This window comes from Pseudarthrobacter sp. MDT3-1, from assembly GCF_054510755.1.
Genome location: NZ_JBTNDX010000003.1, coordinates 101,442 through 121,656 on the forward strand (window position 1 = coordinate 101,442; position 20,215 = coordinate 121,656).

The 20,215-nt window shown below is 64.8% G+C and carries 15 protein-coding genes; 14 read left to right on the forward strand and 1 reads right to left on the reverse strand.

The window, feature by feature from the left end; translation table 11 throughout:
* Positions 1–9: 9 nt before the first annotated feature.
* A complete protein-coding gene (locus ACX80X_RS03120; protein ID WP_459311177.1) occupies positions 10–2,556 on the reverse strand; it encodes a DEAD/DEAH box helicase in 2,547 nt (848 codons plus the stop codon).
* 97 nt (positions 2,557–2,653) lie between these two features.
* On the opposite strand from ACX80X_RS03120, the gene ACX80X_RS03125 reads away from it, so the two are divergent.
* From ACX80X_RS03125 to ACX80X_RS03190, 14 genes are all read left to right on the forward strand, one after another.
* Entirely contained in the window at positions 2,654–3,439 is a 786-nt protein-coding gene (locus ACX80X_RS03125; RefSeq protein ID WP_252598768.1) for a trans-aconitate 2-methyltransferase, read from the forward strand.
* A gap of 144 nt (positions 3,440–3,583) precedes the next feature.
* Positions 3,584–5,332 carry an ABC transporter ATP-binding protein gene (locus ACX80X_RS03130; RefSeq protein WP_252598769.1) on the forward strand — a complete coding sequence of 583 codons (1,749 nt, stop codon included), beginning with the start codon at positions 3,584–3,586 and terminating at the stop codon, positions 5,330–5,332.
* Positions 5,329–7,140, forward strand: coding sequence for an ABC transporter ATP-binding protein (locus tag ACX80X_RS03135; RefSeq protein ID WP_252598770.1), 1,812 nt, complete (start codon positions 5,329–5,331; stop codon positions 7,138–7,140). Before ACX80X_RS03130 ends, ACX80X_RS03135 begins: the two co-directional genes overlap by 4 nt.
* On the forward strand, positions 7,137–7,517 hold the full coding sequence (locus ACX80X_RS03140; protein WP_252598771.1) for a GntR family transcriptional regulator: 381 nt from the start codon (positions 7,137–7,139) through the stop codon (positions 7,515–7,517). The genes ACX80X_RS03135 and ACX80X_RS03140 overlap by 4 nt, the downstream gene beginning before the upstream one ends.
* A 48-nt stretch (positions 7,518–7,565) precedes the next feature.
* A complete protein-coding gene (gene uvrA, locus ACX80X_RS03145; RefSeq protein WP_459308729.1) occupies positions 7,566–10,493 on the forward strand; it encodes an excinuclease ABC subunit UvrA in 2,928 nt (975 codons plus the stop codon).
* A 78-nt stretch (positions 10,494–10,571) separates the two neighbouring features.
* Positions 10,572–11,285: an HAD hydrolase-like protein gene (locus tag ACX80X_RS03150; protein WP_459311181.1), complete on the forward strand. Its 714-nt coding sequence runs from the start codon at positions 10,572–10,574 to the stop codon at positions 11,283–11,285.
* Positions 11,272–11,940 carry a lysophospholipid acyltransferase family protein gene (locus tag ACX80X_RS03155; protein ID WP_104061423.1) on the forward strand — a complete coding sequence of 223 codons (669 nt, stop codon included), beginning with the start codon at positions 11,272–11,274 and terminating at the stop codon, positions 11,938–11,940. Before ACX80X_RS03150 ends, ACX80X_RS03155 begins: the two co-directional genes overlap by 14 nt.
* Positions 11,941–11,952: 12 nt before the next feature.
* Positions 11,953–13,956 (forward strand): excinuclease ABC subunit UvrC, encoded by a 2,004-nt coding sequence (uvrC, locus tag ACX80X_RS03160; protein WP_459311183.1) that lies wholly within the window; start codon positions 11,953–11,955, stop codon positions 13,954–13,956.
* A 72-nt stretch (positions 13,957–14,028) separates the two neighbouring features.
* The gene (gene rapZ / locus ACX80X_RS03165) at positions 14,029–14,952 is read left to right on the forward strand and encodes an RNase adapter RapZ (RefSeq protein ID WP_058932525.1); all 924 of its coding nucleotides are present in this window, start codon (positions 14,029–14,031) and stop codon (positions 14,950–14,952) included.
* Positions 14,952–15,971 (forward strand): gluconeogenesis factor YvcK family protein, encoded by a 1,020-nt coding sequence (locus tag ACX80X_RS03170; protein ID WP_252613752.1) that lies wholly within the window; start codon positions 14,952–14,954, stop codon positions 15,969–15,971. The genes rapZ and ACX80X_RS03170 overlap by 1 nt, the downstream gene beginning before the upstream one ends.
* 9 nt (positions 15,972–15,980) lie before the next feature.
* The gene (gene whiA / locus ACX80X_RS03175; protein ID WP_056339766.1) at positions 15,981–16,961 is read left to right on the forward strand and encodes a DNA-binding protein WhiA; all 981 of its coding nucleotides are present in this window, start codon (positions 15,981–15,983) and stop codon (positions 16,959–16,961) included.
* A 111-nt stretch (positions 16,962–17,072) separates the two neighbouring features.
* Positions 17,073–17,699, forward strand: coding sequence for a superoxide dismutase (locus tag ACX80X_RS03180; RefSeq protein WP_252598776.1), 627 nt, complete (start codon positions 17,073–17,075; stop codon positions 17,697–17,699).
* A gap of 264 nt (positions 17,700–17,963) precedes the next feature.
* A complete protein-coding gene (gene gap / locus ACX80X_RS03185; protein ID WP_058932523.1) occupies positions 17,964–18,974 on the forward strand; it encodes a type I glyceraldehyde-3-phosphate dehydrogenase in 1,011 nt (336 codons plus the stop codon).
* A 10-nt stretch (positions 18,975–18,984) separates the two neighbouring features.
* Positions 18,985–20,211, forward strand: coding sequence for a phosphoglycerate kinase (locus tag ACX80X_RS03190; RefSeq protein WP_459311185.1), 1,227 nt, complete (start codon positions 18,985–18,987; stop codon positions 20,209–20,211).
* Positions 20,212–20,215: the final 4 nt, after the last annotated feature.

Sequence of the window (20,215 nt, forward strand, 5' to 3'; positions counted from 1 at the left end):
GGTCAGAGCCTAGAGCCGGTTGACGTCGGTGACACGGACCACTGCCGTACCGGTTTCATCCGAGGCCGCCAGGTCCACTTCCGCGGAGATGCCCCAGTCATGGTTGCTCGCCGGATCGTCGAAAATCTGCCGGACCTTCCAAAGCCCTGGCTCTTCGGTGATCATGAGCAGTCCGGGACCGCGGGCATCCGGGCCGGTGCCAATGTCGTTGTGTTCGTCGAAGTAGTCGTCCAGGACGTCTTCCCAGCGGTTGGCATCCCAGCCCGCGCCGCCGTCGAGCTCGCCCAGGGCTGCGGCGTTTTCGTCCGCGAACAGTTCCACGCGGCGGAACATCTCGTTGCGGACCATCACGCGGAAGGCGCGGATGTTGGACGTCAGCGACGGCGGCGGGGGAGGGGGAGCGTCGTGCGGGGTGGGCATCGCGCCGGACGTCAGCTCCTCCCATTCGTCCAGGAGGCTGGAGTCCACCTGCCGCACCAGCTCGCCAAGCCAGGCGATGAGGTCTTCAAGGTCCTCCCGGAGCATGTCCTGCGGCACGGTCTGGCGCAGCGCCTTGAAGCAGTCGGCGAGGTAGCGCAGCACAATGCCCTCGGAGCGGGCCAGCCCGTAGAACTGGACGAATTCGCCGAAGTTCATTGCCCGCTCGTACATGTCGCGGACCACGGACTTGGGCGCCAGTTCAAAGTCGCCCACCCATGGCGCGGCCTTGCGGTAGACCTCGAAGGCTTCGCCCAGGAGTTCGGCGAGCGGCTGCGGGTAGGTGACTTCCTCCAGCATGGCCATGCGCTGGTCGTACTCGATGCCGTCAGCCTTCATCGCGGCAATCGCTTCCCCGCGGGCCTTCTTCTGCTGCGCGGAGAGGATCTGGCGGGGCTTTTCGAGGGTCGCCTCGATCACGGACACCACGTCCAGGGCGTACGACGGCGAATCCGGGTCAAGGAGCTCCAGCGCCGCCAGCGCAAACGGCGAGAGTGGCTGGTTCAGGGCAAAGTTGGCCTGCAGATGGACGGTGAGCCGTACTGTCCTGCCGTCATGGCCCTGCTCTTCTGCCGGGATGCGCTCCACCACCTCAGCGGCGAGGAGCTCACGATAGATTCCCAGGGCTTTTTTCATCAGCCGCAGCTGTGAGGACCGCGTCTCGTGGTTTTCGGTCAGCAGCTGGCGGGCCGCTGTGAACGGGTCGCCGGGCCGTTCCATCAGGTTCATCAGCATCGAATGCGTCACGCTGAAGCTGGACGTCAAAGGATCGGGCACGGATTCCACGAGGCGCTTGAAGGTGGGTTCCCCCCAGGAGACGAAGCCCTCCGGCGGCTTCTTTTTGACCACCTGGCGGAGCTTCTTCTGGTCGTCACCAAACTTGGCGGTGGCCTTGGCCATCGCCTTCACGTTTTCGATGACGTGCTCGGGTGCCTGGACCACCACTGTCCCCGCGGTGTCATACCCGGCGCGGCCGGCCCTTCCGGCAATCTGGTGGAACTCCCGGGAGTTAAGCGGGCGGGTGCGGACGCCGTCGTACTTGCTCAGTGCGGTGAGCAACACGGTGCGGATGGGCACGTTGATCCCCACGCCCAGTGTGTCCGTACCGCAGATCACCTTGAGCAGGCCCGCCTGGGCGAGCTGCTCCACGAGCCTGCGGTACTTCGGCAGCATGCCGGCGTGATGGACCCCGATACCGTGCCGGACCAGCCGGTTGAGCGTCTTGCCGAAGCCTGCGGCGAAACGGAAATTCGCGATCAGCTCCGCGATCTTGTCCTTCTCCTCGCGGGTGCACACGTTGATGCTCATCAGTGTCTGGGCCCGGTCAATGGCCTCGATCTGGCTGAAGTGCACCACATAGGCGGGCACCTGACGGGTGGAGAGGAGTTCCTCGAGTGTTTCGTGGACCGGCGTCTGGTGGTAGTAGTAATGCAGCGGAATGGGGCGCTCGGCTGAACTGACGGTGGTGGTGGGGCGGCCCGTAAGTTCGGTGATGCCGGCCTCGAACCGGCTGACATCGCCCAGGGTGGCGGACATCAGAAGGAACTGGGCCTGGGGGAGCTCCAGCAGCGGGACCTGCCAGGCCCACCCACGCTGGGGGTCGGAGTAGAAATGGAATTCGTCCATGATGACCGCACCGAGCTCGGCGTCGGCCCCTTCGCGGAGGGCGATGTTCGCGAGGATTTCTGCCGTGCAGCAGATGATCGGTGCGTTCTGGTTGACGCCGGAGTCACCCGTGATCATGCCGACGTTTTCTGCACCGAAAATGTCGCACAGGGCAAAGAACTTCTCCGAGACCAGCGCTTTAATGGGGGCGGTGTAGTAACTGCGCTGGCCCCGCGCCATGGCCTGGAAGTGCGCCGCGATGGCCACCAGCGATTTGCCGGAGCCCGTCGGGGTGGCGAGGATGACGTTGGCTCCGGTGGCGAGCTCCATGATGGCCTCGTCCTGGGCAGCGTAAAGTTCCAGGCCCCGGCTTTCGGTCCACTCAAGGAATTGCGTGTACAGGGCGTCCGGGCCGATGCCTGCGCCGGAGGGGTCTGAGGCGGACAGGACAGGCAGCTGGTCAACGAGTTTCATTGATTTCCAGCTTAGTGCCCAGCCGGTGCCGGATATCCGGGCGGGCCCGGGTTAGGCTCGCGGTACTGCCAGACAGCACCCGGCGATGGAGGTAACTGTGAAGTGGGACCCCGTAAAGTACGTCCAGTTCGGCGATTACCGGGACCGGCCGTTTTTCGACCTGACGGGGCGGATCCAGGCCGACCGGCCACAGCACGTTGTGGACCTGGGATGTGGTCCGGGAAACCTCACGGCCACCCTCGCCCGGAGATGGCCGGAAGCGCAAGTGGTGGGGCTGGATTCGTCCAGGCAGATGCTGGACAAGGCCGCCGCGCACGCAGCCAGGCATGCGGGCCTCAGCTTCGGGCTGGCGGATATCGCAGCCTGGACGCCCCCGGCTGAAACGGACGTGGTGGTCACCAATGCCGCGCTTCAGTGGGTGCCTGGGCATCAGGAAATGCTGGCGGGCTGGCTGGCGGCGCTCAAGCCCGGTGCCTGGTTCGCCATGCAAGTGCCGGGGAACTTCAATGCCCCGTCCCATGCCCTGATGCGGGAACTCGCAGGTTCGGCACGCTGGGCGCCCCAGCTCGCCGGCGTACTTCGCGGTGGAGAGTCCGTGGGGGAGCCCGCAGACTACCTCAGCCTCATGCTGGACGCGGGCTGCACGGCAGACGCCTGGGAAACCACATACCAGCAGGTCCTCACTGGAACGGATCCGGTGCTGGACTGGGTGCGCGGCACGGCGTTGCGCCCGGTCGTGGCGGCACTTTCGGCCGAGGACGGGCACGCCTTTGAAGCGGAGTATGCTGCAGCCCTGCTGTCCGCATACCCGGCAACGGCACATGGCACGGTGTTTCCGTTCCGGCGGATCTTTGCCGTGGCGCAAAAGCGGCCAGGCGCATAAACTCCATTCGTTTGAGGTTCTCTGGTCGGTAATGCCTTATGACTGAGTCGAGAATGTGATGCTGGTTACAATGACGACAACGGCTTCTGGGGATGGCAAATGGCCGGACCCTCATCGGCCTCCCAAATCCGTCCTGGAGGTGCGATGCTTTTCGGCTTGATGACCCGGCTGCTGGCTGGCCACAAAGGCGCCGTGACCGCGATCGTTGCTCTCCAGCTTGTCCAGACCGCAGGCAACCTCCTGCTGCCCACCATCAACGCTGCCATCATCGACGACGGCATCGTTGCGGGGAACACGCCGGAAATCTTCCGTTTGGGCACTGTCATGGTCCTGATAGCTGCGGTCCAGGCGTCGGCGGCCATCGCCGCGGGCTACTTCGGGGCAGTGGTGGCCATGAAGCTCGGGCACCAGCTGCGCGGCGAGGTCTTCACCAGGATCCAGTCGCTTTCTTCCCAGGAAATGGCAGCCTTCGGCACGCAAAGTCTTGTTACCAGGGCCACCAACGACACCCAGCAGATCCAGTCGTTCGCCGTCCTGGTCTTCACCATGCTTGTGGCGGCCCCCGTGATGGCCGCCGGGGGCGTCTTACTGGCGTGGCAGCAGGACATGGTGCTTTCAAGCGTCGTGATGGTCATCATGCCAATACTTCTGCTCATCATGTATCTCATCGTCCGGCGCCTCGTTCCCCTGTACCGGCAGGGGCAGGAGCTCCTGGACCGAACGGGGGAGCTCTTTCGTGAACAGATCATCGGCGCGAATGTGATCCGCGCCTTCGTCAGGCAGGGACACGAAACGCGCCGGTTTGCGAAGACCAACAGCAGCCTCACGGGAAACAACCTTCAGTCGTCGCTGCTCGTGGCCGGCATGCTGCCACTGATCATGATTGTGGTCAACCTGTCGTCGGTGGCCGTGGTGTGGTTCGGTGGTCACCGGGTTTACGACGGCGGGATGAAGATTGGTGCCCTCACGGCCTTTATCGCGTACATCCTGCAGATTCTCCTGGCAATCATGATGGCCATGTACGTGTTCATGACGGCGCCGCGGGCCGTTGCCTGCGCAGAACGGCTGGGAGCCGTGCTCGACGCAAGACCGTCAGTCCAGGACCACAAGGCGCCGACCCAAGAGACCCGCCATGGGAGCTCCCTGGAGGGCGGCAGCGTCACTTTCAGGAACGTCAGCTTCTCCTACCCCGGCGCCGAAAATCCGGTACTGGAAGACATCAGCTTCACGGCCCGGCCAGGAACCACTGTTGCCATCGTCGGCTCAACAGGGAGCGGCAAGTCGACACTCCTGAGCCTGGTGCCCCGGTTCCTGGACGCCACGGCCGGAACCATCAGCATCGGCGGCCGGAACATCTGCTCGATGTCCCTGGACGTCCTCCGCCGGACCATGGCGGTGGTGCCGCAAATGTCGCACCTTTTCTCCGGAACCATCGCCGACAACCTGCGCGTCGCAGCTCCGGAGGCAACCGAGGGCCAGCTTTGGGAAGCCATGGAGACAGCTCAGGCCGCCGGCTTCGTCCGTGCGCTGCCACGGGGGATGGACACGGAGGTCGGGCCAGGCGGAACGAATCTCTCCGGCGGCCAGCGGCAGCGTATCTGCATAGCGCGGGCCCTCCTGCGGAGGGTCCCCGTCTATCTCTTTGACGACAGCTTTTCTGCGCTGGACTTCGCCACCGAGGCCCGGGTCCGGGATGCCCTGGAGATTGCCCTTGAGGGTGCAGTGGTCATTGTCGTGGCGGAACGGATCTCCACCGCTGCCGGAGCCGGCCAGATCCTGGTGCTCGACGACGGCCGGCTGGCTGCCCAGGGAACACACCTGCAACTGCTGGAGACGTCTGCCACCTACCGGGAAATCGCCGAGTCCCAACTGGCGCTGGACGACGCGCCATGACCGCTTCGCCCGGCGCCGGGGCGTCCGAAGGGTTCTGGCCCACAGCGCGCCGGGTCCTCGCGTTGCTGCGCCCGTCCAGGGGGCGGATGCTGGGTGCAGTTGCGGCCACCTGCGCTTTTGTTGCCCTCAACGTCGCGGCGCCGAACTACCTCGGTGATGCCACCGATGTGGTGGTGGATGGGGTCTACAGCGGAGCGCTCGACGGGCAGCGCCTGGGACTCCTGCTGGCCGCCGTTGCCGCGATGTACATCGGCGCTTCGCTGTTCAACTGGATCCAGGGAGCGCTGACGGCCAGCGCGGTTCACGGCCTGATGTACCGCCTCCGGGCATCGGTTCAAGACAAGCTGCACCGGCTTCCTTCCACGTACTTCCAAGAGCAGTCCAGGGGTGATGTCCTGAGCCGCGTCACCAATGACATCGACAATATTTCGCAAGCGCTCAGCCAGGTCCTCACGCAGCTGATCATGTCTGTCCTGATGCTATGCGGTGCCTTGGCCATGATGCTGTGGATCTCGCCGCTCCTGGCCCTGATCGCGCTTGTTTCGGTGCCCTTGTCCACCCTTATCACCGTTATGGTGGCCCGGAAGTCCCAAGCGCATTTTGCCCGCCAGTGGACCGAAACGGGTGAGTTGAACGCGCACGTGGAGGAGTTTGTCACCGGGCACGAGGTTATTAAGGCCTTCGGGTACCAGGACCAGGCAGCGGCAGTCTTCAAGGCAAGCAACGACCGCCTGGCCCGGGCATCCGCACGGGCCCAGTATTCATCCGGCATTGTCCAGCCATTGATGGTCCTTATCGCCAATATCAACTACATCGCGGTGGCGGTGGTGGGGGCGCTCCAGGTCACCATGGGGGCCATGACCATCGGCGGGATCCAGGCGTTCATCCAGTTCAGCCGGCTTTTCACCCAGCCAGTGGGCCAGATCGGCGGCATGCTCAACGTCATCCAGTCCTGCGTGGCTTCGGCGCGCCGTGTGTTCGACCTGCTCGACGCCGCGGAGATACCTGCCGAGCCCGAAAGTGACGGTCACAAACACAGTCAGGAAGGGCGGATTGTGTTCAGTGATGTCACCTTCGGCTATGCCCGGGCTGACCCTGTGGTCCGTGGACTGTCGTTCACGGTGGAACCGGGCCGGACGGTCGCGATTGTCGGGCACACGGGCGCCGGCAAGACCACCGTTGTCAACCTGCTCATGCGGTTCTATGAGGTCGACGCCGGCACGATCACCATCGGGGGTACCGACATTGCTGACATTCCGCGGGACGTCCTGCGCAAGGGATTCGGGGTGGTGCTGCAGGATGCCTGGCTGTTTTCCGGCACCATCAGGGAGAACATCGAATACGGCCGGCCAGGAGCCACGTTTGCGGAGATCACTGCGGCAGCAGAGGCGAGCCACGTGGACCACCTCATCAGGTCGCTGCCGGCCGGCTACGACACGATGCTGGGCAACGGGGGAGAGCCGCTCAGCCAGGGCCAGCGCCAGCTGATCTCCATCGCCCGGGCGCAGTTGGCGGACCGCACTGTGCTGGTCCTGGATGAGGCCACCAGTTCAGTGGATTCCCGGACTGAGGTCCTGATCCGCCAGGCCATGCGGAGGTTGCGCCGTGGAAAAACAAGCTTTGTGATCGCCCACCGTTTGTCCACGGTCCGGGACGCTGATCTAATTCTGGTCATGGACCACGGACGCATTGCAGAGCAGGGAACCCATCGAAGCCTCCTGGCGGCCAACGGCCGCTATGCACGGCTTTACAACGCCCAGTTCGCCGGACGCTCGGGCCGGGCCGGCACGTTGGAGGCCGGACGATGACAACAACTGGTCCGTTCCCCGGGCCCTGGAAGCCCAACCAGTCCAGCACGGTGGCACTGTTTGAGCAGCTGCGCCTGCATGTGATCCGCCTCGCGGACAGCGGGGCCCTTCCGCCGGGAACCAAGCTGCCGGCGGTGCGGACCCTGGCGGGGCTGCTCGACGTCGCGCCCCACACGGCGGCCAGGGCGTATAAGGAGCTGGAGGCAGCCGGTGTCGTGGCCACGAAGGGCAGGAACGGCACCGTGGTGTGCGCGCGTGATGAGCGGGCGGACGCGCTCTCTCTGGCCGCCAACTCCTATGCGTCGGTGGCCAAGGCCCAAGGTGCCACCTTTGCGGAAGCGGTCCAGCTGCTGGCAGCAGCCTACGACGCCGACTAGCCGGACCCCGCATGGATATTCGAAGAAGTTTTCGATTAGCATTAGTGGGTGCCTAAAGCCGTAGCTGAAGAAACAGCAGTCGAATCCGTCCCCGTCGCCGTTCCCCAGGCCCCAGCCACGCCTGCCCGGCCAGACCTCTCCCGCCTTGTGGTCAAGGGGGCGCGCGAGCATAACCTGCGCAACGTGGACCTGGATCTGCCCCGTGATGCCATGATCGTTTTCACCGGGCTGTCCGGTTCCGGGAAGTCGTCGCTGGCGTTCGACACAATCTTCGCCGAGGGCCAGCGGCGCTACGTTGAGTCCCTGTCGGCCTATGCCCGCCAGTTCCTCGGCCAGGTGGACAAGCCGGACGTCGATTTCATCGAGGGGCTCTCGCCGGCGGTATCGATTGACCAGAAGTCCACCAGCAAGAACCCCCGGTCCACGGTTGGCACCATCACCGAAATTTATGACTACATGCGATTGCTGTGGGCACGCGTGGGACGGCCGCATTGCCCGGTCTGTGGCGAGGTTGTGGCCCGGCAGACTCCGCAGCAGATCGTGGACCAGCTGCTAGAGCTTGACGAAGGCACACGCTTCCAGGTCCTGGCGCCTGTGGTGCGGGGGCGCAAGGGCGAGTTCGTGGACCTCTTCAAGGAGCTGACCGCCAAGGGCTATTCGCGTGCCCGGGTGGACGGTGAGCTGATCCAGCTGAGCGAGCCGCCCAAACTCGGCAAGCAGTTCAAGCACACGATTGAGGTGGTGGTGGACCGCCTGGTGGCTAAGGAAGGCATCAGCCAGCGCCTCACGGACTCCGTTGAAACGGCGCTTGGCCTGGCCGAAGGCCGGGTGCTGGCCGAGTTCGTCGATCTGGACGCAGACGCGCCGGGACGGCTGCGGGCATTTTCCGAGAACCTCGCCTGCCCGAACGAACATCCCCTGGCCATCGATGAAATCGAGCCGCGGTCCTTCTCCTTCAACAACCCTTTCGGCGCCTGTTCCGCGTGCAGCGGTATCGGTACACGGCTCGAGGTTGACGAAGAACTGATCATTCCGAATCCTGAGCTGTCGTTGTCCGAGGGCGCCATCGCGCCATGGTCACTTGGCACCGCAACAACCGAGTATTGGAACCGCCTGCTCGAAGGGCTGTCCAAGGAGCTTGGCTTCTCCATGGACACACCCTGGGAGAAGCTGGGCAACGACGTCCGCCAGACCGTCCTGCACGGCAAGGACCACAAGGTGGTTGTGCAGTACAAGAACCGCTTCGGACGGGAACGCAAATACAGCACCGGCTTCGAAGGTGCCATCCAGTACGTCCACCGCAAGCACGGTGAGACGGACTCCGAGTGGGCGCGCGACCGCTACGAAGAGTACATGCGGCAGATCGCTTGCCCCGCGTGCAATGGCGCCCGGCTCAACCCCGCCTCGCTGTCCGTCCTGATCAACGGCAAGTCCATCGCCGACGTCGCGGCCATGCCCATGCGCGTGTGCGCGGACTTCCTGAACAACCTGGTCCTCACCGGCCGCGAGGCCCAGATCGCCCACCAGGTGCTCAAGGAAATACAGGCCCGGCTGACCTTCCTGCTCGACGTCGGGCTGGAATACCTGAATCTCGAGCGCCCCTCCGCCACCTTGTCCGGCGGCGAAGCGCAGCGAATCCGGCTCGCCACCCAGATCGGTTCCGGCCTCGTGGGCGTCCTTTACGTCCTGGATGAGCCCTCCATCGGCCTCCACCAGCGCGACAACCGCCGGCTTATTGAGACCCTGACCCGGCTCCGCGACATGGGCAACACGCTTATCGTTGTGGAGCACGATGAGGACACCATCCAGGTGGCGGACTGGATCGTGGATATCGGGCCCGGCGCAGGCGAGCACGGCGGCCAGGTGGTGCACTCGGGTTCGTACCAGGATCTCCTGGCCAACACCAACTCACTGACCGGCGATTACCTGTCCGGCCGCAAGAAGATCGACATCCCCAAGAAGCGGCGCAAATACGACAAAAAGCGTGAGCTGAAGGTCGTCGGGGCGCGTGAAAACAACCTGGTCAACGTTGATGCGGTCTTCCCCTTGGGCCTGTTCACCGCCGTGACCGGCGTGAGCGGCTCCGGCAAATCCACCCTGGTCAACGAGATCCTCTACAAGGTGCTGGCCAACAAGCTCAACGGCGCAAAACAGGTGGCCGGACGCCACAAGAGCATCATGGGCCTGGAGCACCTGGACAAGGTGGTGCACGTGGACCAGAGCCCTATCGGGCGCACCCCACGCTCCAACCCGGCCACGTACACCGGCGTCTTTGACAACATCCGCAAGCTCTTCGCCGAGACCACCGAGGCCAAGGTCCGTGGCTACCTGCCAGGCCGGTTCTCCTTCAACGTCAAGGGCGGGCGCTGCGAAGCCTGCGCAGGTGACGGCACGCTGAAGATCGAAATGAACTTCCTGCCGGACGTCTACGTGCCCTGCGAGGTGTGCCACGGCGCACGGTATAACCGCGAAACCCTCGAAGTCCACTACAAGGGCAAGACCATCGCGGACGTGCTCAACATGCCCATCGAAGAAGGTGCGGAGTTCTTCGCGGCCTTCTCCCCGATCGCCCGGCACCTGAACACCCTTGTGGACGTGGGCCTCGGCTACGTACGGCTGGGACAGCCGGCAACCACCCTCTCCGGCGGCGAGGCCCAGCGTGTCAAGCTCGCCGCGGAACTGCAGAAGCGCTCCAACGGACGCAGTGTGTATGTTCTCGACGAGCCCACCACGGGCCTGCACTTCGAGGACATCCGCAAGCTCCTGATGGTCCTTCAAAGTCTGGTGGACAAGGGCAACACCGTGATCACCATCGAACACAACCTGGACGTGATCAAGAGTGCCGACTGGATCGTGGATCTTGGCCCGGACGGCGGTTCGGGCGGCGGCCAGATCGTGGCCACCGGCACGCCCGAGCAGGTATCGAAATCCACCAAGGGCCACACGGCATCCTTCCTCGCGGAAATACTCGGCTAGGCGGTTGGCCTCCGATGACGTATGCCGTGTCGGGCATGCGAGTTTCAGCCATGCTCGGTGTCGTGAGAAACTAAGCCGGTGACTCAAACAACAGTGCCCGTGATCTTTGACCTGGACGGCACTCTTGTCGATCCGGCCGGCGGAATATCCGGCGGAATCGCAGCAGCCCTTGCCGCCGCAGGTCTGCCGGTTCCTGGCCAGGACGTCCTGAACTCGATGATCGGCCCCAAACTCAGCGACGCACTCCAGAGTGTCTGCAAGGTTCCGGCCGAGATGCTTGACGAGGTCATCCGGACTTACCGGCAGTACTACCTGGCCACGGGGATAGCCCAGAGCAGGCTGTACCCCGGGATCAGGGAAGCGCTGGAGACCTTCGCGGCCGAAGGCAGGCCAGTGGCCGTCGCCACGCAGAAGCCCGAAGGGCTGGCCCAGATCGTGCTGCGCCACCACGGCATCGCCAACCTGTTCCAGTCCATCAGGGGTTCGGCAGACAACGAATCGTCAACGGACGGTCCGGTGGGGAAGGCCGACATCATCGCGGCGGCCCTGGCTGACCTCTCCACCCAGCACGCCGTTATGGTGGGTGACCGCGCCCAGGATGTGGCGGGCGCCATCGCGAACGGGCTTGACTGCATCGGTGTGGGTTGGGGTTTCGCTCCCGACGGCGAACTCGAGGAAGCCGGGGCCGTCACCGTGGTGGACACCACCGCGGGCATGGTTGCCGCCATCGGGCGCCTCGAAGCCATCCACGCTGCCGCGATGAGCGAGGTGCGCAACGATGGCGCTGTTTGAGGCGGTCCGCTGGACATTTCGCGGGCTCGTCGCGGGCACCTGCCGGCCCACCGTCGTCGGCCTTGAAAACGTCCCCAAAGAGGGGCCCTTCATTGTGGCCCCGAACCATCTTTCCTTCTTTGACAGCGTCATTGTCCAGGCACTGATGCCGCGGCCCGTGGCCTTCTTCGCCAAAGCCGAGTACTTCACCACGGGTGGCGTCAAGGGCAGAGTCATGAAGTCCTTTTTTGAGTCCGTGGGTTCCATCCCGGTGGAGCGCGGCGAGCAGGCAGCAAGCGTCCAGGCGCTCAAAACCCTCCTGGACATCCTCGAAGCGGGCAAAGGCATTGGCATCTACCCCGAGGGCACGCGCTCACGGGACGGCATCCTCTACCGCGGCCGCACCGGGGTGGGCTGGCTTGCACTGGCAACCGGAGCTCCCGTGATCCCGGTTGGACTGATCGGGACGGAGAACCTGCAGCCGGCCGGTGAGAAGGGCTTCAAGCCGCATCACTTCACCATGAAGGTAGGGGAGCCCCTGTATTTCGACAAGACCGGCCCGGACCATTCGCTGCCGGCGCGGCGGCAGGTCACGGACCGCATCATGGATGCGATCGCCGAACTCAGCGGCCAGGAACGCTCCACCAGCTACAACCAAAGTAAAAGCACGGATTAGTAGAATGAAGTAGTGGCAGATCCAGCAAGTTACAGGCCCCAAACGGGTGAAATTCCCACCAATCCCGGGGTGTACCGGTTCCGCGATCCCCACGGCCGGGTCATCTACGTCGGCAAAGCCAAAAGCCTTCGCTCCCGCCTGAACTCCTACTTCGCGAATCCGGCGGGCCTGCTGCCCAAAACCCACGCAATGGTTCACACAGCCAGCAGTGTCGAGTGGACGGTGGTGGGCAGCGAGCTGGAGTCGCTGCAGCTTGAATACACCTGGATCAAGGAATACAAGCCACGCTTCAACGTGGTCTTCCGCGACGACAAAACCTATCCGTACCTGGCCCTCACCATGAGCGAGAAGCTCCCCAGGGTCCAGGTCATGCGGGGGGACCGCCGCAAAGGCACACGGTACTTCGGCCCGTACACGGCTGGCGCGATCCGGGAAACCATGGACACCTTGCTGCGGGTTTTCCCCGTCCGCAGCTGCAGCGCCGGGGTCCTCAAACGGGCCCAGGCGAGCGGCCGGCCCTGCCTGCTGGGCTACATCGACAAATGCTCGGCCCCCTGCGTTGGCCGGGTGACTCCCGAGGAACACCGGGCCCTGGCGGAGGACTTCTGCGCGTTTATGGGCGGCGAGGCCAAACGCTTCATCACCAAGCTCGAAAAGGAGATGGCCGACGCCGTCGGCACCCTCGACTACGAGCGTGCGGCGAGGCTCCGTGATGACATCTCCGCCCTGCGGAAGGTCTTTGAGCGCAACGCCGTGGTGCTCGCCGACGCTACCGACGCCGATGTCTTCGCGCTGCACGAGGACGAGTTGGAGGCTGCCGTCCAGGTGTTCCACGTCAGGGGTGGCCGGATCCGTGGCCAGCGCGGCTGGGTAGTGGAAAAAGTGGAGGACGCCACCACCCCGGATCTCGTCGAACACCTGCTGCAGCAGGTCTACGGCGACGACGGCGACAGCCATGGCAGGCTGCCCCGCGAAGTCCTGGTGCCCGTCGAACCCAGCAACGCTGCGGAACTTACGGAATGGCTCGGCGGCCTGCGCGGAGCCAAGGTGGATGTCAGGGTGCCGCAGCGCGGCGACAAGGCCGCGCTCATGTCCACCGTCCGTGAAAATGCCGAGCACGCGCTCAAACTGCATAAGACCCGCCGTGCCGGGGACCTCACCGTGCGCTCCCAGGCACTGCAGGAGCTGCAGGAAGCCCTGGACCTGCCCGTGGCGCTCCTGCGGATCGAATGCTTCGATGTCTCCCACGTCCAGGGCACCAACGTCGTGGCGTCCATGGTGGTGGTCGAGGACGGGCTGCCCAAGAAGTCCGAATACCGGAAATTCTCCGTCACCGGGGCCGCAGCGGCAGACGACACCGCCGCCATGCACGACGTCCTGACCCGGCGCTTCCGGCATTACCTGCAGGACAAGTCGGCGCAGTCCGAGGCGTCCGCCCTGCCCGGGCACCAGGCCGCCTTGGAAGCAGCCGCTGCTGCGGTCCTGGACACCACCACGGCCGCCCCGCGGGCAAAATTCGCGTACCCGCCCAACCTGGTGGTGGTCGACGGCGGCAAGCCCCAGGTGAACGCCGCAGCCCGGGCCCTGGCGGACCTTGGCATTGAGGACGTCTACGTGGTGGGCCTGGCCAAACGCCTTGAGGAAGTCTGGCTGCCGGACAGCGACTTCCCCGTGATCCTGCCCAGGACGTCCCAGGGACTCTATCTGCTGCAGAGGATCCGTGACGAAGCCCACCGCTTCGCCATCACCTTCCACCGGCAGAAGCGCGGCAAGGCCATGACCGTCTCGGCGCTGGACGGAGTGCCGGGCCTTGGCGAGTCCAAACGCAAGGCCCTGGTCACCCACTTCGGATCCGTCAAAGGCGTGAAAGCCGCCACCGCGGCCGAGCTCACGGCGGCCAAGGGCATTGGACCATCCCTTGCCAACGCCATCGTCGCCCACTTCAGCGGCGATGACACGGCCGGCGATGCGCTTCCGGCCGTGAATATGGCCACCGGCGAAATCATTGAAACCTAGGTAGGGTAAGGAACGCAGGTTTCCGCCATTGCGGGTGCCTGCCTTCATCTGAACAGGAACGGGGCGGAACGAATGGCAGACTCTACGGCGGAATCCGGGACGGAGCAGGACGGGCTGACGCCGGTCAAGCCCCTCGAAGCGGAACTGCTGGTGGTCACCGGTATGTCAGGGGCGGGACGCAGCACCGCCGCGGACGCACTTGAGGACCATGGCTGGTATGTCGTGGAAAACCTGCCGCCGCAGATGCTCGGCACCCTGGCCGAGATTGTCTCCCACGCTCCGCAGTCCATTCCGCGGCTGGCCGTGGTGATGGATGTCCGCAGCAAAGGCCTCTTTGTCGACGTCCGTGCGGCCCTGGGGGCCCTCGCCGCCAGTGGTGTCAAGTTCCGCGTCCTTTTCCTCGACGCCAAAGACGACGTCCTGGTCCGCCGGTTCGAGCAGGGCCGCAGGCCCCATCCGCTCCAGGAAGGCGGCCGCATCCTCGACGGCATTGCAGCCGAACGGGAGGTGCTCAAGGAACTGCGCGACAGCTCCGACGTCGTACTGGATACCTCGACCTACAACGTCCACGCCCTGGCTACCGCCATCACGGAACTCTTTAGCGAGACCGGCCCGGTGGCACTGCGGCTCAACGTCATGAGCTTTGGCTTCAAGTACGGACTGCCGGTGGATTCCAACTACGTTGCTGACGTCCGGTTCATCCCGAATCCGCACTGGGTCCCGCAGTTGCGCCCGCATACGGGCCTGGACAAGGACGTCAGCGATTATGTCCTCGAGGCGGAAGGTGTAAAGAACTTCGTGGACCGCTATGTCCTGGCGCTCGAGCCCGTCCTGGACGGTTACCGGCGCGAAAACAAGCACTACGCCACCATCGCCGTCGGCTGTACCGGCGGCAAGCACCGGTCCGTGGCCGTCGCCGTCGAGCTTTCCAAGAAACTGGCACAGTATCCGCGCGTGACCGTGACCACCACGCATCGGGATCTGGGCCGCGAGTAATGGGGATGTTCACCGGGCCCCTCCCGCTCGTACCGGTTTCCAGCGGAACGGCAGCCGGCCAGCAGGACAAGGGCCCCAACGTCGTGGCGCTCGGCGGCGGGCACGGACTGTCCGCTTCGCTCTCGGCGCTGCGGCTGCTCACCTCCGAGCTGACCGCCATTGTCACTGTGGCGGACGACGGCGGGTCTTCAGGGCGTCTGCGCGACGAGTACGGCGTCCTGCCGCCCGGAGACCTGCGCATGGCGCTCTCCGCCTTGTGCGATGACACGGACTGGGGACGCACCTGGCGCGACGTGATGCAGCACCGTTTCAGGCCAGGCCAGGGCAGCGGCGGATCGCTGGACGAGCATGCAATGGGCAACCTGCTCATCGTCACCCTTTGGGAGCTGCTGGACGACACCGTGGCCGGCCTGAAGTGGGCCGGCGCCCTGCTCGGTGCCCGTGGACAGGTCCTGCCCATGTCCACCGTTCCGCTGACCATTGAAGGTGACATCCGCGTCACTGCACCTGACGGCACGTTCGCGCTCCAGACAGTCCGCGGGCAGGCGCGGTGCGCCGTTGCCGGCTCGCTGGAGCACGTCCGCCTCCTGCCCGAACAGGCGCCGGCCTGCGTTGAAGCCCTGACAGCCATCGAACTGGCTGACTGGGTAATCCTGGGGCCGGGGTCCTGGTACACGTCCGTGCTGCCGCACCTGCTGCTCCCGGAAATGCGTGACGCCCTGAGTGCCACAGCCGCAAAACGCTGCCTCACCATGAACCTGGCCACGGACACCAAGGAGACCACGGGCATGTCGGCGGCGGACCACCTGTACGCACTGCGCCGGTATGCGCCGGACTTCAGCGTCGACGTTGTCTTGGCGGATCCCGCGTCGGTGCCGGACCGGCAGGAGTTCGAGAAAGCCGCCGGGATGATCGGCGCCGAGGTTGTCTTGGGTAAAGTGGGGGCGTCGGGCCGCCGACCCGTCCATGACCCCCTGCGTCTGGCAGCGGCGTACCACGACATTTTCGGGAACAGTTAGGAAGGTGCCATGGCACTGACATCATCGGTCAAGGAAGAACTGTCCCGTCTGGACATCAAGAAATCTTCAGTCCGCAAGGCAGAGGTCTCGGCAATGCTGCGCTTCGCCGGCGGCCTGCACATCATCTCGGGCAGGATCGTGATCGAAGCCGAGGTTGACCTCGCATCGACGGCGCGCAGGCTCCGGGCGGCCATTGCTGAGGTTTACGGGCACCAGAGCGAGATCATCGTCGTCTCCGGCGGCGGACTGCGCCGCGGCAGCCGGTACGTGGTGCGGGTAGTCCGCGACGGCGAGTCCCTGGCCCGGCAGACAGGCCTCCTGGACGGCCGCGGCCGGCCGGTGCGGGGGCTTCCCTCGGCCGTCGTTAACGGCTCGGCCGCCGACGCCGAGGCCGTGTGGCGTGGAGCTTTCCTGGCCCACGGGTCCCTCACGGAACCGGGCCGTTCGTCATCGCTTGAGGTCACCTGCCCGGGTCCCGAGTCGGCGCTTGCCCTCGTTGGTGCCGCCCGCCGTCTTGGCATCCAGGCCAAAGCCCGCGAAGTCAGGGGAGTGGACCGTGTGGTGATCCGCGACGGCGACACCATCGCCGCCCTGCTCATCCGCATGGGCGCCCACGACGCCCTGATGGTCTGGGAAGAACGCAGGATGCGCAAGGAAGTCAGGGCCACGGCCAACCGGCTGGCCAACTTTGACGACGCCAACCTGCGGCGCTCCGCCCAGGCGGCCGTGGCCGCCGGAGCCAGGGTTGACCGGGCACTGGAGATCCTGGGTGACGACGTCCCGGACCACCTCAAATACGCCGGCGAACTCCGGGTGGCCCACAAACAGGCGAGCCTGGACGAGCTGGGGCGCCTGGCAGATCCGGTAATGACCAAGGACGCCATCGCCGGCCGCATCCGCCGGCTCCTGGCCATGGCGGATAAGCGGGCCATCGATTTGGGGATCCCTGGCACTGATGCCAATGTGACGCCTGAGATGCTGGACGAGTAGCGGCGCCCCTAGAATCAGAGCGTTCACCCTGATCTTCCGGATGCCAGTCATCCGGATGCACAATCCGAGAGTTACAACCCGGACAGACCGTCCACGACATTGGAGGATTTTGTGACCGAGTACGTACTGCCAGAACTCAGCTACGACTACGCGGCGCTTGAGCCGCACATTTCGGCGCGCATCATGGAGCTGCACCACAGCAAGCACCACGCTGCCTACGTTGCAGGTGCCAACAACGCCCTTGCCCAGCTGGCAGAGGCGCGCGACAAGGGCGATTTCGCCAACATCAACCGCCTTTCGAAGGACCTCGCGTTCCACACCGGCGGCCACATCAACCACTCGGTGTTCTGGAACAACCTGTCACCGGACGGCGGCGACAAGCCTGAGGGCGAGCTGGCGGCTGCCATCGATGACGCCTTCGGTTCCTTCGACGCCTTCCGCGCACAGTTCTCCGCGGCTGCCCTTGGCCTGCAGGGATCGGGCTGGGGTTTCCTGGCCTACGAGCCGATCGGTGGCAACCTGGTCATCGAGCAGCTCTACGACCAGCAGGGCAACGTGGCTCTCGGCACCACGCCGCTGCTGATGCTGGACATGTGGGAGCACGCCTTCTACCTGGACTACGTCAACGTCAAGGCTGACTATGTCAAGGCCTTCTGGAACATTGTCAACTGGGCCGATGTCGCCAAGCGCTTCGCTGCTGCACGCACCAACGCCACGGGCCTCATCACCCTGCCGTAGTGACCCGCAGTACATGAGCGTGTAACAAACTTCACATTTCGGCGTGATTCCGGCCGGAATGTGGAAGGTCCGCCCCCGCACTTGCGGGGGCGGACCTACTTAAACGTAAGATGGATCACGGAAGGCGGTCTGCCTTCAGCAATGTGGCTGGTCGCCCTCCGATCTGTTAATCATCTCTGCCCAATGGCGTGCGGGATCTGTTAGTTGGCTTCAATGCCCGCTCAACTAGTTTGTGCTTAATCAAGCACCAAGGAGACTGAACAAGTGACGACCCGTATTGGTATCAACGGCTTCGGCCGCATCGGCCGCAACTACTTCCGCGCAGCCCTCGCACAGGGCGCGGACCTGGAGATCGTTGCCGTCAACGACCTCACCAGCCCTGAGGCACTGGCCCACCTGCTTAAGTACGACTCCGTCGGCGGCCGCCTGAAGGAAACCGTTGAGGTCAAGGACGGCAACATCGTTGTCGACGGCAACGTCATCAAGGTTCTCGCCGAACGCGATCCCGCCAACTTGCCCTGGGGCGAGCTGGGCGTCGACATCGTCATCGAGTCCACCGGCTTCTTCACCAAGGCCGCTGCCGCGCAGAAGCACATCGACGCAGGCGCCAAGAAGGTCCTGATCTCCGCACCTGCCTCCGACGAGGACATCACCATCGTGATGGGCGTCAACGAGGGCCTGTACGACAACGCGGCGCACAACATCATTTCCAACGCGTCCTGCACCACCAACTGCCTGGGCCCGCTGGCCAAGGTCCTCAACGACACCTTCGGCATCGAGCGTGGCCTGATGACCACCATCCACGCCTACACGGCTGACCAGAACCTGCAGGACGGCCCGCACAACGACCTCCGCCGTGCCCGTGCCGCCGCCATCAACATGGTTCCCACCTCCACGGGTGCGGCCAAGGCGATCGGTCTGGTCCTGCCCGAGCTCAAGGGCAAGCTGGACGGCTTCGCCATCCGCGTGCCCGTCCCCACCGGCTCGGCCACCGACCTCACCGTCACGGTCTCCCGCGAGACTACCGTCGAGGAAGTCAACGCGGCGCTGAAGAAGGCTTCGGAGTCCGACGAGTTCCAGGGCATCCTGACCTACACGGACGCACCGATCGTGTCCTCGGACATCGTCGGGGACCCGGCGTCGTCGATCTTCGACTCCGGCCTGACCAAGGTCATCGGCAACCAGGTCAAGGTTGTTTCCTGGTATGACAACGAATGGGGCTACTCCAACCGCCTCGTGGACCTCACGGAGCTCGTCGCAGCCAAGCTGGGCTAGGGTTAGACACATGACATTCCACACCCTCAACGAACTGATCGCTGAAGGTGTCCGCGGGCGGTACATTCTTGTCAGAAGTGACCTGAATGTGCCGCTCGACGGCTCTACAGTGACTGACGACGGCCGCATCAAGGCCTCTCTGCCAGTACTGGGAAAGCTCACGGACGCCGGTGCCCGCGTGCTGGTAACAGCCCACCTCGGACGCCCCAAGGGCGCTCCGGAGGAAAAGTACTCCCTCCGGCCTGCCGTAGCGCGGCTCGCCGAACTTGCCGCCTTCAAGGTCTCGCTCGCGAAGGACACCGTGGGCAGCTCCGCTAAGGAACTCGCCTCCTTTCTTCAGGACGGCGAGGTCCTCGTCCTGGAGAACGTGCGCTTCGACGCCCGGGAGACCAGCAAGGACGACGCCGAACGCGGCGCCTTCGCGGACGAACTGGTGGCCCTGACCGGGGCCAACGGCGCCTACGTTGACGACGCCTTTGGTGCCGTGCACCGCAAGCACGCCAGTGTCTACGACGTCGCCACCCGGCTCCCGTCCTACCAGGGCGATCTTGTGCACACCGAGGTGGAGGTCCTGCGGAAGCTGACAGCTGACACGCAGCGGCCCTACGTGGTGGTGCTCGGCGGCTCCAAGGTCTCCGACAAGCTGGCGGTCATCGACAACCTCATCGGCAAGGCCGACACCATCCTGGTGGGCGGCGGCATGCTCTTCACGTTCCTGGCAGCAGAGGGCCACAGCGTGGCCGGCAGCCTCCTGGAAGAAGACCAGATCCCGGTTGTCCAGGACTACCTGAAGCGGGCTGCCGGTGCCGGCACCGAATTTATTGTGCCCACCGACGTTGTGGTGGCCGGTAAGTTCGCGTCCGACGCTGACTACGAGACTGTCCCCGCGGACGGCATCGAGGGCAGCAGCTTCGGTGCCCGGGGCATCGGCCTGGACATCGGACCGGACTCTGCAGCCGCTTTTGCGGACCGCATCAAGGGCGCCAAAACGGTGTTCTGGAACGGGCCCATGGGCGTCTTTGAATTCGAAGCATTCTCCGGCGGAACCCGCGCCGTGGCCCAGGCCCTCACCGAGGTCGACGCGTTCACCGTGGTCGGCGGCGGCGACTCCGCTGCCGCCGTGCGGACGCTCGGCTTCGCTGACGACCAGTTCGGTCACATTTCCACCGGCGGCGGCGCCAGCCTGGAATATCTCGAAGGCAAGGAACTCCCGGGACTCAGCGTCCTGGACCGTTAGGCAC